Here is a 15353-nt window from a genome sequence, read left to right on the forward strand (position 1 = left end):
GCTGGTCATCGCCCAGGCTGTAGCAGCCGTGGAAGTAGCGCACGCCCTGGTCGCGCCGGTAGGTGGCCGGCCGGCGTTCGGGTCTTCCTTCGCGCGCCCAGCCCGAGCCGCCGTGTGGTCGGATCGACAGTGGCCCGAACTGGTCGAAGGCAAAACAACGGTTCGGAAAGCGGGTGGTGACCTCTTCGATCCGGTCCAGCTTGGCCTCCCGACGGGGGTCGGTGGACTCCTTCCAGGTCCGGGTGCGCTGGAAGGAGATCTTGTGCTCGCGTAAGTACTGACGCAGCCGCTCCCGGCCGATCACCACGACGCGGGTCGGGTTGTCGGCCAGGTAGGCGGCCAGTTTGCGGATGCTCCACCGGGTGAAGGGCCGGCCCAGCTTCTCGGGCCGGGTGGCGGCCGTCGCGACGATGAAGTCCTCATCGCCCGAGGTGATGCGGCGGGGACGGCCTCCCGCCCAGTTAGGGTCCAGCGCGGCCAGGCCTCGCTCGTTGAAGGCGTGGATGACATCACGCACGGTGTCTTCATCGGCCGCGACCAACTGGGCGATCGCCCTCACCGGTGTCCCACTGGCCGATGCCATGACCATCAACGCGCGGCGCACGCGGACCGAGTCGTGCCTTCCCCGCCGCACCAGCCGCACCAGCGTCTGTCCTTCATGGTCGGACAACCGCCGCGCCCGCACAGGCTCGGCCATGGTGCTCCTCCTCCATCGATCGCTTCAGTGCCGATACGACAGTGGAGGGCACCCAGGACGGCCAGCGCAAGCAGTACAGCACCGTTCCTCAACCCGGTGAACCTATGCGGTCACCGCACTAGCCATGCGCCTGCTCAAGCTGGTCAAGGAAGCGGGTGATAGGGCTGGCACCCACCCCGGCATGCGGGCAGAAACGCGCAAAAGAACACCCACGACCTCAGCGATGTGTCCGACGAACTGTGCGATGTCGTCATCACCGCTCGGATCGCTCTGGCCGCTGTCACTGGTGGAGCAGCCTCCGCATGCGCCGCCCTTGCTGACCCCTTCGGCGCCGCCGACCGCGCCTGATCGCGTCTCCGAGCGAGGATCAATCAGCTGCCTTCTCGAACTTGCAAATGGATCATGATATGGCCGGGCCGGAGCACTGTGCTCGGTTATTTCGAAAGCCAAAGCGCATGCATCCGTATTATTCTACACGCAGGCCGGGTTCACCAAGACAATGCGGCAAGTCGCGCTCCGCGACCGCTTATTCGCCGCCGCCAAGAATTTGCCATTGACGGCATTCGCGAGATTGTGTTTCATAACGTCTGGCGCGCATTAATTCTGGGGCGTAGGGCCATTGGTCCACCCAATGCGCGCCATCGCCAGTGTCCTCTACGCGAAAAGGGGAAAGATGTCCGTCCTCAAAACACTCATTCTAGGCTGCGTGACCACCATGGTCGCGCTGCTGCTGGGGCTGGTGTTACCCGGTGCCGCCATGGCCGACAACCCGAGCCTGAAGGTGACGCCCGGCAACGCCGAGACGACTGTAACAATCCACGAAAGCGAGCCGGGCATCCTCAGCGCGACCGGATGCACCCGCGATGCCATCGGCCGGGCGGTCGTGTGCATCTACGTCAACGGCGAACGCCTGGTCGTCCGCTACGCCACCGTAAGCAACCACAGGGCTCCAGCGGGTAGGGGCTATATTTCGGAGACCTTCACTGGATCAACCTATGTCGGCCCTCGCCTGCCGCAAGGGTCTTCCTGGCGCAAGGAAATCAACCTGTCCATGTACGACGGCGACAAGGTGTGTGGCTCCGTTGAGGGGCTCTGGGTAGCCTGCGTTAATATCTCTTCGTAGCACATCAACGTCGGCAATCCGATAGAGAAAACGACTGGCTGGATGTCGCTCACACACCCAGCCAGTCAGCTCTTGGGATGATCGGCTACGGGCGATTCCTCAGTACACCCATCGCATCGAGACGCTCGATGATTTCGTCTCTGATCATCGCAGGTGTGAGTCCGAGTCGACTCAGCACACCGTAGGCATGTCCTCCTTCACGCGAGGCGAGCGCCAGCAGGATGTGCTCTGATCCAATGTGCACGTGGCCGATCTTCCTGGCCTGACGGGGGGTCTCTCGGAGAACCTCCGCAACCGAGATGCTGAACGGGGAGTTCTCTCCGGCAGACGGCTCTTCGACATCAATAGATGCGAGCTCGGATTCGACGTCTCTGATCGATGTGTGGCCGTCAAGAATTCGTTCGGCGTGGCCGCCCATCTGTTCGTCAAAAAGGGCACGTAGCAGGTCGCCCGTTTGCATGATCCGACCAGACAGTTGCGCGGCCTCTCGTGCTGCCGAGACGACGTGACGAGCCTGATTGCTGAATCCGTCAAGGCTTGGCTGCTGCCAGCGCTGCTGTACGGCTTGCTTTGTTCTGTTCATGGCGTCTCCGATCTGGCTCCATGAGCACCCTTCGGCACGTGCCTCCCCCACGAAAAGGCCGACAACCTGATCTCCCGTGACCTCCAGCTGGCGAGCAAACTGCTGGGCGGCGGCGACCCGGCCTAGTGGATCGGTGTCTTTGGTGATTTCCCGAAGGTAGGCAACGAGCTCGTTGACGTTCGGTGGCCGCGTGTCCACGTGTGGATAGTCGCTCCAAACCGGAGTTGCGTCAAGTTGGAATTGACGATCCGGGTGAATCCTGCACTGGCCGCGTTGGCGACGAGGCCGTCAAACCGCCCTGGAGCACCTTGGCCGCGAGGCTCCAGGCCCATTCACCTGCATGCCGCAACCCGTCGTGCGCTTGTCCTGACCCATTCCGCTCCGCCCCGGCGCCTGCTCATCCTCCGGTGCCGGGGCGCTCGCATGCTCAGGGAGACCATGGCATGACTCACCACCTATTGACCGGCCAGCTGGAATTGGCCCTGCGCCTGGCCGTCCACGGCTGGCACGTCCTGCCTCTGTCACTAACCAGCAAACGCCCCCTTGCCAACTGTCGGCGATGCCGAACGCCTGGTCGACCCCACGCGATCAACGTCTGCCCATGCCTGCCCGCAGGGCGCTGGTGTCACGGCGTACGCGCCGCCACCACCCAGCCGCAGCTGCTGACCACCTGGTGGCGCGACAACCCCCACGCCATACCCGGCGTCGCCGCCGGCCCCTCCGGCCTGATCCTCATCGACCTCGGCACCCACAGCCCGACCCCACCGGCCGACCTGGCCACCGGCCTGCTGCCCGGCATCGACCTGACACAAGAGCCCCTCCCACCAGGTACGGCCTGGCGCGACCCCGGCCAGTGGCGCATCGGCATGGACACCCTCACCCTGCTCGCCACCCTCCGCGGCGGACCTGCACCCTGGCCCACCGACCCGGCCACCAGCCCATCGTCGTCGCCACCCGGAGCGGCGGCCGGCACCTGTGGTACCAGGCGCCGCCCGGCAGCCACCACCGTCAGGCCATCGGTGAACTCGGCTGGCATATCGACATCAAGCCGGCTGGAACTACGGCATCGCCCCCGGCGCCAACACACCCGCCGGCCCCTACGTGCCGTGCTCCGGCGACATCACCCGGCCCGGCCGCATGCCGACTGGCTCGCCCAAGAAGTCACCCGCGTCGCCCCCCACGCCCCGCCCAGCGCCGCCACCCCTACCAGCCCGCCCAGGGACACCGGCCGGGCCGAGGGCCCGCCAACTACCTCACCACCGTCATCAACCGCGGCGCCGCCGGATCCGGCCTGCCCGAACACCAGATCACCGGCTGGCTCGTCGCCGCGGGAGAAGCCAGCGGCCTACCCGCCCGCCTGGCTACCCGCATCGTCACTCGCGCTCTCGCCCGAGGGACGCGATCACCTCTGTCACCGCCCACGGCCCCCGCAGCCTGAAGGAGTACCCACCATGTCCGGAACGCGATCAGCGAAGTACGAGTGGCTCACGGTCGAGGAGGTGTGCAAGGAGCTGCGAGTCTCACGTCGATCGTGGGATCGCTGGCGTGAGCGGCGCACCGGTCCCAAGGCCGTCCGGCTCGCGCGAAACGGGCCGATCCGCGTCCGCCGGGACTGGCTCGACGCCTGGCTTGAAGCCCAGGCGGCTGCGTGAAGAGTTACCAGGTCAACATCTGGAACATTCAGGTCAGGAAGGGCCGTCGCCGTCCCCACATCGTGCGCTGGGTGGTGGAAGGCTTCGAGTTCAATAAGGCCTTCACCACCTCTGGCCTGGCCGACTCCTACCGCACCAAGCTCGTCACCGCCGCCCGCGCCCGGAGAAGCGTTCGACACCGAAAGCGGCTTACCCGACTCGATGCACCGCGAAAAGCAGGCCGTCACGTGGCTGACGCATGCGGTCGACTACGTCGAGACGAAATGGCCCAAGGCATCACCCAACTCCCGGCGCTCCATCGTCGAACCATGCAGACCGTCACGCCCGCGCTCGTTCGAGACAAGCGCGGCGCGCCCACCCTCAGGTTCTCCGAGCCGCCCTCAAATGGGCTCTCGTCCCCGCCCGAGACGAGAAGCAAGCGCCAGAGGAACTGCAGACGGCCCGGCTGTGGCTGCGCCGGAACTCGGTGGCGATCACCGAGCTGAACAGCCGCCGCACCCTGGACAACGCGTTGACCGCCTGCAGCACCAAGCTCGACGGCAGCCAGGCGGCGCTCGAGTACCACCGCAGGCTGCGCCGCGTGTTCTACAACAGCCTGCGCTTCGCGGTCAGCCGGGAGCGGCTGCGGGACAACCCGCTCGACTCTGCGACGATCAAACAGGAATGGGGCCAACCCAACCTGGACGTCGCCGTTGATCCACGCGTCGTCGGCAATCCGCGCCAGGTTGGCCAGGCACTCATCGCCTGCAGTTACGTCGGCCGGCGTCAGGGCGGCCGGTTCGTCACCTTCTTCGGCTGTATGCACTACGCGATGATGCGGCTGGCCGAGGTGAGCAGGCTGCGTGACGTGAACTGCACTCTCCCGAAGAGCGGCTGGGGGAAGGTCATGCTTGAGGCCACCACACCCGAGGTGGGCAAGGACTTCACCGACACCAGCCGGCTGCACGATGACCGCGGGCCCAAGAACCGGCCCAGGAAAACCGTCCGGGCCATTCCGATCCCGTCCGAGCTGGTTGCCCTGCTGCGCCGGCACATCGAACGCTACGGCGTCGCCCCCGACGGCCGCCTGTTCCGCTCCGAGAGCGGCAAGCCCATCCCCAAGTCCACCTACTCCAGGCTGTGGGCGAAGGCGCGGCTACTCGCGCTCACGCCCAGACAGGTCACCTCCCCGCTCATGGCCCGCCCGTACGACCTCCGGCACGCCGGCATTACGTGGCGGCTGTCGGCCGGCGTCCCCGCCTCTCAGGTCGCGGAGCGGGCCGGCAACAGCGTGGAGATCCTGCAGCGGATCTATCACCTGTGCATGGCGGGCTACGACGACGTCTGGATCGACCGCATGAACCAGGCCCGTGACGACCGGGCTTGATCTCTGCCCGTGGCGGCCGTCATTTAGCGTCTGCGGCTGTCACGGGGTGGCATGACCGATATCCCGGCCGATCAAGCAAAAAGCCAGGTCAGACGGTGTCTGGCCTGGCTGCTGAAGTGTGCCCCCTGTAGGATTCGAACCTACGCACCCGGCTCCGGAGAGGATTGCAGGTTCCCGTAGCTGCTAGGCCCTGACCAGGCATAACAAGCCTGAACGGCTCGACATCGACTCCTATGGCCCACAGCCAGCCCACAAGATTTGCGATGGTTCCAACTCCGGCACGCCTTCCTTCTGCTTCCGGGCATGTGGGTAACGGGACCTGCCAAGGGGTCCTTACCGGATGCGCTGAGCTGCCCAAGAAGCGTCGTCGTCGGTTGTCATCTGTCAGTAGAGGCCAACCTCGGACGGCCCACAGACGGCCCGATAGCGGATCGGACGCAAACGCCCTCCGGCAGGATTCGAGCCGGCGAGCGCCGGATTAGAAGTCCGAACCACATAGCCGCCGCTCAGTGGCGCCAACCTGCGTACACATACCTTCATGTGGAGGCATGAGCCAGTCTAGATACTCCCGAAGCCATCGCCGGCCCTTCGCTTCAGTTCCGGCAAAAATTTCGCGAGCATGGATTCTATGCCTGAGCCTCTCGTCATGGTACAGAACCTTGTAGCGATCCGACCTTGGTAGCAGGTGCTCGGAAAACAGCGGGCAAGACACTGTAGAGCAGAGAACTGCAAGTGGTCAGCGCGAAGCCGCACTGCCAACCTTAGATCCGCGGCCGTGAAGCGTGAGCTTGAGTGGCGCATTTCGGTTTGGACTCAGCTGCAAACCTTGTCGCATCTACTTAGGCATATTCGAAAGTATCTCGTTCTGCAGATCGAACCATGCCAAGACATGACTCTGCTTGCGAAATTTTACGATCGTATCCGCAATCTTGGCGCGAGCGGAAAAAATCGCGGCAGACCCCGCACCAATTATCGGCTTCCAATGTGGCGGCGCATACTCCGATAGCGCCCCAGCAATTCCAATGCCACTCACAATAAGGAACTTCTGCTCTAGGCTTTCTCTGCGCTGCCTCATTCTAGTCACTTCTCTTCTGGTGGACGCTACCAGTTCATGCAAACGCGCTGTCCATTCATGAATAGCTCCCGGCGCCGATGCTGCTAAGGCGGAATCAAGTTCTCGTAGCGTCCGCAACCAGTCGTCTGCTGAAACGCAGCCAGCTTGGCTCAGGTCAGTCCGGGGATCTATCGGGAGGTTGCACAGAAGAGCCCTCCCGACTTCATAGGGCAAATAGGAACTCTTATCTGGTCTAAGCTCGACGGGAAGCAGGTCGACCTCTTTGGCAGGCAGAACATTAATGCCGTCAAGCGAATTCATGTAAGGGTAAATGCGGAAGCGTGAATAGATGTGAAGCCAGTCGTATGACACTGCTGGATCGCCAGTTAAACTGAGCGTCCGTTCGACTATTCTCTCCGCTTGTCCTACGCCGCAGTATGTAGCCACTAGTGCAAATTTGTCCGAGACAACATCTGCGAACTGTGGAGGCGTGAGCCAGTCTAGATACTCCCGAAGCCATCGCCGGCCCTTCGCTTCAGTTCCGGCAAAAATTTCGCGAGCATGGATTCTATGCATAAGCATCTTGTCATGGTACAGAACCTTGTAGCGATCCGACCTTGGTAGCAGGTGCTCGGAAAACAGCGGGGCAAGATACTCTAGAGCAGAGAACTGCAAGTGGTCAGCGCGAAGCCGCACTGCCAACCTTCCTTGCTCTATGAGGTCGATAAATTGGCGGACAGTAAGGCCATACCTGGATTCAAAGTGCTCCGATGTCGGCAGGGGGCGCAAGTCGGTAATTACTGTATTGAAGAACGGCAATAGATCTACCGGTCTTATCGACCCTACGCAGTAGGTGTAGGGGGACGTGAGGGCTAGCTCGGGATATAGGTCTCGCGATGAAGCAATATCCCTCTGAGCGGAGAGCCTGGTCGCAATTTGGTGCGCCTTCTCGATCTCCGCTTCACGCATCTCAGTGAGGCTCGCCCTGTCCATTTTACCAATGTCCGAATTATTCCTCTTGATAAGCTGCTTCAGCTAGAATGGGATCCTCCAAGGAGACGGCCGGAGTCCACGCTAGTTCCTTCCGAGCCAAACCCCAGTCAACGCACCCATTAGAGCGCCCCTGCGCGGAAACGTGTGATAGCTCCTTTCCGCAAGCGTGAGCGATGGACGTAGCCAGCTTAGGAAGGATGGTAAGCCTGCCTGAACCAAAGCAGAATATCTCATTCTTTCCCGTGTAGCCCAGAGCGCGGATTACGCCGTCTACGACGTCGTCTACGTGAATGAAATCCCGGCACTCGTCGCGGACCATGATCCTGGAGCCAGATTCCAAGGATTCATAGAGTCTAGCGATGAAGCCATTTCGGTCGCCAGGCCCATAGATAAAGGAAGGGCGCAAGATTGCATATGGAATACCACTGGTGACGATAACCTGCTCACCGAGATACTTCGTGAGCGCATACGTCGAGCTTGGCCCAATAGCGCTCGATTCGGCTATCAGCGGGGCTGGCGCGTATACCCCAACCGTTGATACGTAGATAATTCTCTCAATTTGATGCTTGCTCGCCCAATCGGCCACCACCATGGTGGCATGAACATTGTCTGTCACGTACTCATGCCGAGTTTGTGCGTTTATTCTTCCCGCGAGATGGACGATTTGACTGATGGGCACGTCTATTTTGTCCAAGATCTCGCTAGACGTAATATCGCCGCAGACATATGGCAGGCCAGGTGACCTGGAATCATGTCCACGACGCCCCACTCCTATCGTCTCAATGCGAAGGGCGTCAAGCGCGGCCGTAAGACGTCTTCCTATAAATCCAGCAGCTCCCGTTACGAGAACGCTTCTACCCTCAAGGCTGGTGAAGTCTGGTATAGTTTGGATCAACGAAACGCTCCAGAAGTTCGGTATAAGCCGCGAAGCAATAGCCGCCGGTGACGGAATGCCCGGCGTGCACTACCTATCGACACGCCATCACATCGCAGCGTCTCGTGCAATGGTCTCAGTCGTTCTCATACCAAGAAGTTCCTGACCTGTGCATTGCTCGGTTGACCAGCCTTCGGAATGCGCCCTACTTCTCCGCGAGCACCGGCTCGGGTGCGAGCACAGGCGCCGTCGGGTGGACACCCTCGGTGATCTCTTGCCGGACCCCGCTGTGACCTATCCTGCAGGCAGATGTTTGGCACCTTGTTGGCGGTCTGGATGGGTTCGCGACCCGTAGTCACTCAGCGGATCACGTGCCTTCATGTGCTGACCACCCGGCTGGGTGGACATGCGGGCATTACCTGCCGGACGCAAGAACCCAAGGAAGCGCTCCTAGGGTCTGTCTTCAAATGATCACAGCCAGAGCAGGAGTGAGGCGATCGTGACGGTGGCGGTGTAGGAGGTTGCGGTCTTGTCGTAGCGGGTGGCAAGGCCGCGGAACTGCTTGAGGCGGTTGAAGCAGCGCTCGACGACGTTGCGTCGCTTGTAGCGATCACGGTTGAACCCGGGTGGTCGACCGCCGCGGCTGCCTCGCCGCCGGCGGCCGGCTTTCTGATCGGCCCGCTCGCGGATGGTGTGGGCAATGCCGCGTCGGCGTAGGTAGGAGCGGATCTCGCGGGAGCTGTAGCCCTTGTCGGCCACCACGTGGTCGGGGCGGGTGCGGGCCCGTCCCGGCCCGAGGCGTGGCACGTTGATGGCCTGGAGTAGCCGAGGCAGGCGGGTGCAGTCGTTGACGTTGCCGCCGGTGACCACGAAGGCGAGAGGGCGGCCGCTCCCGTCGCAGGCCAAGTGGATCTTGGTGGTCAGCCCGCCCCGGGATCGTCCGAGGGCGTGATCGGTCTCCTGCCGGTGGCGCCCCCTTTTCGGGCTCCGGCCGCGTGCTGGTGGGCGCGCACGATGGTGGAGTCCACCGCGACCAGCCAGTCGATGTCACCGGCGGCATCGGCCCGCGCCTGAACCGCGCCGAGCATCGCGGTGAAGGTGCCGTCCAGAGCCCAGCGCCGAAACCAGGTGTAGAGCGACTGCCAGGGGCCGTACCGCTCGGGCACATCCCGCCAGGCCGAACCCGTGCGGATCTTCCACACGATGCCGTTCAACAGCCGCCGGTCATCCTCGCGAGGACGACCACGCCGGCCCGCGGGCAGTAACTCCTTGAGCGCGTCCCACTCCTGATCAGTCAACTCATGACGGCGAATCACCAGAGCATGATCCCGCACAATCTAGATCATTTTGAAGACAGACCCTAGAGTGGCCGCCGGCTTCGCCTTCGCCTACGTGGTCTGAGCGAGCGGGGCCTACAGCCTCGTTGCTGTCCCCAGAATGGCTCGAATGCGCCCTGACGCCGACCACGTCAACACTTCCATGGCCGCCATCATGTACCAGAGCGCCCCGGGTCGATGCCCTGCGTTGGGGTCGCATCGCAGGCGCCCAGCCCCTGCCGCGCGACCACCCGTTCCACACCCGTCCAAGGTCTTGGTCGCGCCGCGCCTGACATCGGAGATGCTGGGAAGCATGGCATAGGCTGACTCAATGCGAGAGACTCTCTTCCATGGCTGGCGAACTGGCGATGACCGCCAAGCGATGGGATGAACTCACTGCGCTGTTGCAGGATGAACAGCTGCTTCAGGCCGAGTATCCCAAGGTGGCCGAATACCTGAGCAGATGCGGCGCGCCTTCCTGGTCAACGAGTGACCGCCGCCCGCCGGCGAATCCGGTGGAGCGTTGAGGCTGCGCTGGTCATGCGGGCATTGCCCGCCAGGTTGCAAGACCAGGTGCCTGACCTTGTGACCGAGCTGGCCACAGGCCAGATCCCGTCGAATGCCATCCCCGACCTCGACGTCCCCGATTGCTATCAGGTCGTGGCCAGCGAATTTACGATGGTTTGCGGTGTCTACCCAGATGAGGCGTGGACCTGGCTGTTACGGCCCAACACCTGACCACGCGGCCCGCCTGGCTGCTTGCTGGACCACATCCCGATCCTTTCGCGGGATGCCCTGAACACCCTAGCCTAGAGAGCACTGTGCCGCCGCTAAGGGAGCACAATGAGTCAGGTGAAGGACACGCCCGCCTACGTTCGCATTGCCGAAGACATTCGCGCCCGTATCCGTCGAGGAGACCCACCTCCAGGAGGCATGCTCCCTTCTGAAGCCGACCTCATCCGTCGGTACAGCGTGGCACGAGGTACGGTACGGCAAGCTCTGGCTGAGCTGGAGCGTGAGGGCCTGGTGGTTAGCCAAACGGGCAGAGGCCGCAAGGTATGTGGGGAGTCGTTGAAGGAAGCCCCACCGAGCACTCGCTATGAAGATGTGGCCCATCAACTGCGCAAAGACATCAACGGGGGCGAATTTGCGCCAGGCGTACGTCTTCCCGGGGAACCAGCCCTGGCGCAGAGATTCCAAGCAGCCCGCGTCACCGTACGAAAGGCTCTCGAAATTCTCCAGCATGAGGGCCTAATTATCGCTATCCCGAGCAAGGGACGCTTCGTCGCCGACCAGAGCCCTCGACAGAGTGGCGAGGACTAATCATATGACAACTTCCGCTGGTGGTTTCACGCCCCACGACGCCCATCGTGCCCTGATCGCCGCTTGCACGGATGTTGACCTGGAACACAGAGACGCCGAGCCTATTAGGTTTGGGGAGAATGCGCTGTATCGCCTTAAGTCGGCCCCCATTGTTGTGCGCATAGCGCGGAATGCCGACAAACTTCGCGATGTCGAAAAAGAAGTAGCGGTAGCGCGATGGCTCGAATCTGCCGACTTTCCCAGTGTGCGCCTTCTTCTGGATTATCCTCAGGCTGCGGTCTATGACGGCAGGGTGGTGACTTTCTGGAAATATATAGAAAGCAAAGCCCCCAATCCCGACTCCGTTGACCTTGCGGATATCCTCCGCCGTTTGCATGCGCTTGCCAAGCCCGCAAATTTGACTCTGCCGCCGCTTGATCCGCTAGCTCGTGTATCCGCAAGACTGGATAAGGCTGTCAATGTTGGAGATGTAGATCTTCAATTTCTTCGTAACCACACGAAGGACCTCTATGCGGAGTATGGCACCCTTAGCTTCGTATTGCCGGAAGGTCACATTCATGGCGATGCCCACAAGGGAAATCTCCTTCGTTTCAAGGATGGACGAACAATCATATTTGATTTTGAAATGTTCGCGTTCGGGCCTAGGGAGTGGGACCTAGTGACGGGCGTAGGTATGCCGTATGAAGGATTTCGATGGATTGATAGAGAGACTTACGTCCAAGCGTCTCGCGCTTATGGTTTCGATGTCATTGAGTGGCCAGGCTTTCATACTCTTAGGAGAATTCGTGAAATTACCATGACAACATGGCTCATGCAGAATGTAGGCCATTCATGCGAAATTCAAGCTGAGTTTGAGCGTCGTATGATCTCACTGCGGAACAACGACCTACCACGCCGGTGGCGAGCTTTCTAGCACCCTACCGAGCGTCCCAGCGTCCTTGGGCAAGCCGGGCCTCTGCAAAGCTTCTAAACTCACGCACGACCGGATCGTTGCGGTAGCGTGCAAGCTCCTTCATGAAATCTCGCACGTATCGGCGAGTCCGAGCCGAACGGAGATCCGCCACCGTTGTCACGACTTCGCAGGCTACTGCAATACCTCGCTCAAGGTCTCCTTCAATGACATGACTGGAAGCCAGGATCGTGCGGACGAAAGAGAGGCTCCGTACATAGAGACTTTCCGAGAGCTCCATACTTTCAAGAACTTTGTCACGTGCCCGATTAGCGTGCCCGAGGTCCCGAAAGCAATGCGCGAATTCCGCCGCAAGTTCGGCTTCGTCGAAGTACTTCAACCAGGTGGGATCTTCATCAGGGTTGCGACTCTCGAACCACCGTTCCGCATTCGAGAGCGCTCGGCTACACCCGGCCTCATCGCCTTGCGACGCCAACGCACGGGCTTCCATCGCATGGAACAACGCCATAGCCGTAGGGGTGGCGGCGCCATTGGCCCCCTGTTGTGCCGCCCGTGCGAGGTTCGCCGCCGCCGCGTACTGGCCAAGGTAGTTGGCTTGGTGACTCATTCCAGCAAGTATGCGGCCTCCAAGCATTCGATTATCTGCCTCACAAGCCAAGGACAGTGCCTTGGTCATGTATCGCTGCGCCAATCCGTGCCGGCCGGTGTCGTAGGCCATCCATGCGGCAAGCCGCAGCATGGCTGCCGTCTCCGAGAGGAATGCTTTTCCAATTGGGGTCTCTGATGAGACGGACTTCAATAGTGGCTCGATCTCCATGGCTATGTACTGGACTACAGTTGACCGTGCGTGCCCACCGCCGAATCGATAGTCAAGCTGCGCGAACATCGCAGTTGTCTCTCGGATGGCCTCCACGCTTGTCGCTGTGATCAGCCCGTCATTGGAGGATTTCCGAGGGGCTGGCATAGGGCTCACCAACCACGTGACCATGGAGTTGTTCCAGGCATCTGGCGATACGTCACAGTCAATGACCTGGGGATTGGCAGACAAATCCCCTGCGACCAGAACGGTGACATCACCATCGAAGTGGTCGGATTGGGCGTGCTGCTGCGATAAGGGTTTAAGCGGCGCGGCTTCAGCATAGATCATCCCGATATCGCGGACGCTAACCCGCTCTCCGAGCTTGCGACTCAAGGCTTCAGCGATGAAGTGGGGAGTCACTCCACGGGGGTGCATTCCATCCAGCCAGCGCTTAACGGACACGTGATCGCATCGGATGTCTGCTCCGTGACTCGTGGCCACATCTTGCACCCGCCTGGCGAGCCCCTTGTTTGACACGCTGGCGCGTGTCATCACTGCAGCGAGCTGGTGGTTCGCCTCTCGAACCTTCATCGCCTCCCCTACTGCGCAGAGGGAGATCGGCCTTGCTTGTTAGGCCATCACAGTCAGCAATCGCCAGTGTGCACCCCTCGACCCTTTTGTGCACCCCTCAATGCCGAATTGCACCGGCTTTTGAACGCTGCCGCACCCCCTGACCCGCGCGGTTTTCTTGTGACCAGCAAGACAGCGAGCTCCTCGCTGGCAACCGTTGACGGAAGTCCTAACCTGTTCTATACCTGTACAGGAGCGGCGGACGGTGGTTGGCCGGCACCGCTCGCGCCACACCCCGCACGGCTCTACGCCCTTAGGGAGGGCGACGCGATCCAGCGTCCCAATGGGCTGTCGCACCTGGCACGACTTGAGAACTCAACAGTGGGATCGAGGGTTACCGCCTCCCGGAAAAGGCGGTCGGCGCAGCAAAGGCCCTGCGCCACGGTTGCCCATCTCCCTGCACGCCCTTGTGCACGGGAGCGCTCGGCACTCGGAAGCATCCACCCTCATCGCTGCCCTCGGCTCGTGAGAGCGCCACACGCGCTACCCCTGCTGGCAGGGCAGATCATGGCTCGATTCCCCGAGGAGAAACGCCGTGTACTCCGACCGCCGGCCGTTGCGCCGGTTCCTGCTGTATCTGCTCATCGCCTTCGTGATCATCTACGTGATCCGGCAGCCGGACAGCGCCGCCACGGCTGCGACGCAGCTCTTCGCCTGGCTGGTGACCGTGATCGACGCATTCGCGAACTTCTTCACCGGCCTCGGCTGAACCCCCGCACGTGCGAGCTGGCCGCGGTCATCGCTGCGGCCGGCCGACCCCTGATCCCCTGCCCGCGGATGCCAACCTGTTGGAGGTTTGGCTATGAAGCGTCGTAAGGCCGTCGAGTTCTACAGCCCGGATGGTGCCGAAAGGCACGTCGGTGACTGCCCGAACTGGATCGCCGCCATGCGCCGGTGCCGGGGCGATTTGCGCGAACGCACGGTCATTGTCTACGGCCTCGGCCCGTGGCCCTGCTGGGACTGCTGACCCCGCCTCTCTTCCTCTTCCTGCCAATCCACCCCCATTGGGAGTACTGATGCTGTCCATTCGTCTGATCGGCGCGCCCGCCGAGGTCGCCGACGCCGTAATGACCTTGCACGAGACGTTCTCCATCACCGACGTCAAGGGGCTGTTCTCTGCGGCCCCCGCCCAGTCCAGCGTCCGGGTCTACGTCGAGGTGAACCCCGCCGCTTGACCCGCCCCCCTTCGATGCCCGGCTGGGCAGGCACCCGATGTGCGCGGCCTGGGCGGAGACGACCGGGGCCGCCCTTCAGGGCGCATCCCCGATCAAAGGAAACAGAACCACGTTTCGTTCCATGCCGTTCGCCGGTGCCGGCGCGCCCGACCCGACCAAGAGCAGAGCGCGCCGCCGGCTCCAATGAGCAGGAGACCTCCAGCATGGCACAAACCCCGCATGACCAGGCATACGACAGAGCACAGGCGCGGCTGACCAGGGACGCCGCGCGCCGCTACCAGCAACCGGACTGGGGCGCGGAGGACCCGCGCGCCCGTGACGCCTACGACCGCGAGCTGGCCAGGACGATGCCCGTCCGCGGCCAGGAGCGCCGGTGATGGCGCTGCCACGGGTTTCCGCAGAGCAGCGTAGGCAGCATCAGGCGCGTGTGGATGCCCTCGCCGGTCTGCGTGATCAGCTCATCGCCCTGGGCCACCCGGCCGACGTCCGTATCGGGCTGTCCGGCGAGTGCTTGGAGGTCATCGCGTCGATGGCCTACGGCGAGACGGCCCGGCTGATCGTCTGGTTCGGCCACAGTGTCGCGCTGTACATCGACAGCCTTGAAACGCCCGGCCGCTACATGATCGACCAGCGGTACGAAACCGAGCGCGGTTTCGCCACCCTCACCAGCGCCGGCAAAGGTGCCGGCGATGTGGATGACGCCGGCGCGCTGCGCATCTATCGGCGGTTCCTAGCCCGCTACGGCCTGCCCGAGCGCGACTGCCCCGGCTGAGGTTCCGCTGCGACCTGTTCACCCATCCCCGACTGGGGGCGGCCGTTGATCGGCCAAGACTGCAGGCCGCCCCCTCCACTCCCGTA

General features: G+C 62.3%; 17 protein-coding genes and 2 pseudogenes. 13 read left to right on the forward strand and 6 right to left on the reverse strand.

Features of this window, described 5'->3' with window-relative positions; all coding sequences use genetic code 11:
* On the reverse strand, positions 1 to 697 hold a 697-nt coding region (locus FVE25_RS25915), incomplete at its 3' end, for a helix-turn-helix domain-containing protein (RefSeq protein ID WP_157249681.1).
* A gap of 631 nt (positions 698 to 1328) precedes the next feature.
* Between FVE25_RS25915 and FVE25_RS25920 the strand changes: the two genes are divergently transcribed.
* Positions 1329 to 1820, forward strand: coding sequence for a hypothetical protein (locus FVE25_RS25920; protein WP_157249682.1), 492 nt, complete (start codon positions 1329 to 1331; stop codon positions 1818 to 1820).
* An 85-nt stretch (positions 1821 to 1905) separates the two neighbouring features.
* Here FVE25_RS25920 and FVE25_RS25925 read toward each other — a convergent pair whose 3' ends face one another.
* Positions 1906 to 2601: a Clp protease N-terminal domain-containing protein gene (locus FVE25_RS25925; RefSeq protein ID WP_157249683.1), complete on the reverse strand. Its 696-nt coding sequence runs from the start codon at positions 2599 to 2601 to the stop codon at positions 1906 to 1908.
* 245 nt (positions 2602 to 2846) lie between these two features.
* On the opposite strand from FVE25_RS25925, the pseudogene FVE25_RS57065 reads away from it, so the two are divergent.
* From FVE25_RS57065 to FVE25_RS25935, 3 genes and pseudogenes are all read left to right on the forward strand, one after another.
* A pseudogene (locus FVE25_RS57065) lies at positions 2847 to 3233 on the forward strand (bifunctional DNA primase/polymerase); the annotation flags it as partial.
* A gap of 621 nt (positions 3234 to 3854) precedes the next feature.
* Positions 3855 to 4055: a helix-turn-helix transcriptional regulator gene (locus FVE25_RS55390; RefSeq protein WP_246267459.1), complete on the forward strand. Its 201-nt coding sequence runs from the start codon at positions 3855 to 3857 to the stop codon at positions 4053 to 4055.
* 466 nt (positions 4056 to 4521) lie between these two features.
* Positions 4522 to 5421 carry a tyrosine-type recombinase/integrase gene (locus FVE25_RS25935; RefSeq protein WP_157249685.1) on the forward strand — a complete coding sequence of 300 codons (900 nt, stop codon included), beginning with the start codon at positions 4522 to 4524 and terminating at the stop codon, positions 5419 to 5421.
* Positions 5422 to 6256: 835 nt separating this feature from the next.
* Here FVE25_RS25935 and FVE25_RS25940 read toward each other — a convergent pair.
* From FVE25_RS25940 to FVE25_RS25950, 3 genes and pseudogenes are all read right to left on the reverse strand, one after another.
* Positions 6257 to 7468, reverse strand: a complete 1212-nt coding sequence (locus FVE25_RS25940) for a hypothetical protein (RefSeq protein WP_157249686.1) — start codon at positions 7466 to 7468, stop codon at positions 6257 to 6259.
* Between the two features lie 16 nt (positions 7469 to 7484).
* Positions 7485 to 8363: an NAD-dependent epimerase/dehydratase family protein gene (locus tag FVE25_RS57070; protein ID WP_157249687.1), complete on the reverse strand. Its 879-nt coding sequence runs from the start codon at positions 8361 to 8363 to the stop codon at positions 7485 to 7487.
* A gap of 450 nt (positions 8364 to 8813) precedes the next feature.
* Positions 8814 to 9655: pseudogene (locus FVE25_RS25950) on the reverse strand (IS5 family transposase).
* A gap of 353 nt (positions 9656 to 10008) precedes the next feature.
* Here FVE25_RS25950 and FVE25_RS25955 point away from each other — a divergent pair.
* From FVE25_RS25955 to FVE25_RS25970, 4 genes are all read left to right on the forward strand, one after another.
* Positions 10009 to 10185: a hypothetical protein gene (locus tag FVE25_RS25955; protein WP_157249688.1), complete on the forward strand. Its 177-nt coding sequence runs from the start codon at positions 10009 to 10011 to the stop codon at positions 10183 to 10185.
* A gap of 58 nt (positions 10186 to 10243) precedes the next feature.
* Positions 10244 to 10396: a hypothetical protein gene (locus tag FVE25_RS25960; protein ID WP_157249689.1), complete on the forward strand. Its 153-nt coding sequence runs from the start codon at positions 10244 to 10246 to the stop codon at positions 10394 to 10396.
* A 105-nt stretch (positions 10397 to 10501) separates the two neighbouring features.
* Positions 10502 to 10981, forward strand: coding sequence for a GntR family transcriptional regulator (locus FVE25_RS57075; protein WP_157249690.1), 480 nt, complete (start codon positions 10502 to 10504; stop codon positions 10979 to 10981).
* Between the two features lie 4 nt (positions 10982 to 10985).
* Positions 10986 to 11894, forward strand: a complete 909-nt coding sequence (locus FVE25_RS25970; RefSeq protein WP_157249691.1) for a phosphotransferase enzyme family protein — start codon at positions 10986 to 10988, stop codon at positions 11892 to 11894.
* Between the two features lie 4 nt (positions 11895 to 11898).
* On the opposite strand, the gene FVE25_RS25975 is transcribed toward FVE25_RS25970, so the two are convergent.
* Positions 11899 to 13281 carry an NsdA family TPR-like regulatory protein gene (locus tag FVE25_RS25975; RefSeq protein ID WP_157249692.1) on the reverse strand — a complete coding sequence of 461 codons (1383 nt, stop codon included), beginning with the start codon at positions 13279 to 13281 and terminating at the stop codon, positions 11899 to 11901.
* A 574-nt stretch (positions 13282 to 13855) separates the two neighbouring features.
* Here FVE25_RS25975 and FVE25_RS25980 point away from each other — a divergent pair.
* The 5 genes from FVE25_RS25980 to FVE25_RS26000 all read left to right on the forward strand — a co-directional run bounded on the left by FVE25_RS25980 (position 13856) and on the right by FVE25_RS26000 (position 15267).
* Positions 13856 to 14029, forward strand: coding sequence for a hypothetical protein (locus FVE25_RS25980; RefSeq protein WP_157249693.1), 174 nt, complete (start codon positions 13856 to 13858; stop codon positions 14027 to 14029).
* Between the two features lie 93 nt (positions 14030 to 14122).
* The gene (locus FVE25_RS25985; protein WP_157249694.1) at positions 14123 to 14287 is read left to right on the forward strand and encodes a hypothetical protein; all 165 of its coding nucleotides are present in this window, start codon (positions 14123 to 14125) and stop codon (positions 14285 to 14287) included.
* 49 nt (positions 14288 to 14336) lie between these two features.
* Entirely contained in the window at positions 14337 to 14495 is a 159-nt protein-coding gene (locus tag FVE25_RS25990; protein WP_157249695.1) for a hypothetical protein, read from the forward strand.
* Positions 14496 to 14698: 203 nt separating this feature from the next.
* Positions 14699 to 14872: a hypothetical protein gene (locus FVE25_RS25995; protein WP_157249696.1), complete on the forward strand. Its 174-nt coding sequence runs from the start codon at positions 14699 to 14701 to the stop codon at positions 14870 to 14872.
* Positions 14869 to 15267 (forward strand): hypothetical protein, encoded by a 399-nt coding sequence (locus FVE25_RS26000; protein ID WP_157249697.1) that lies wholly within the window; start codon positions 14869 to 14871, stop codon positions 15265 to 15267. Before FVE25_RS25995 ends, FVE25_RS26000 begins: the two co-directional genes overlap by 4 nt.
* Positions 15268 to 15353: the final 86 nt, after the last annotated feature.

It is taken from the genome of Nonomuraea typhae (assembly GCF_009760925.1).
GTDB classification, from domain to species: Bacteria; Actinomycetota; Actinomycetes; order Streptosporangiales; family Streptosporangiaceae; genus Nonomuraea; species Nonomuraea typhae.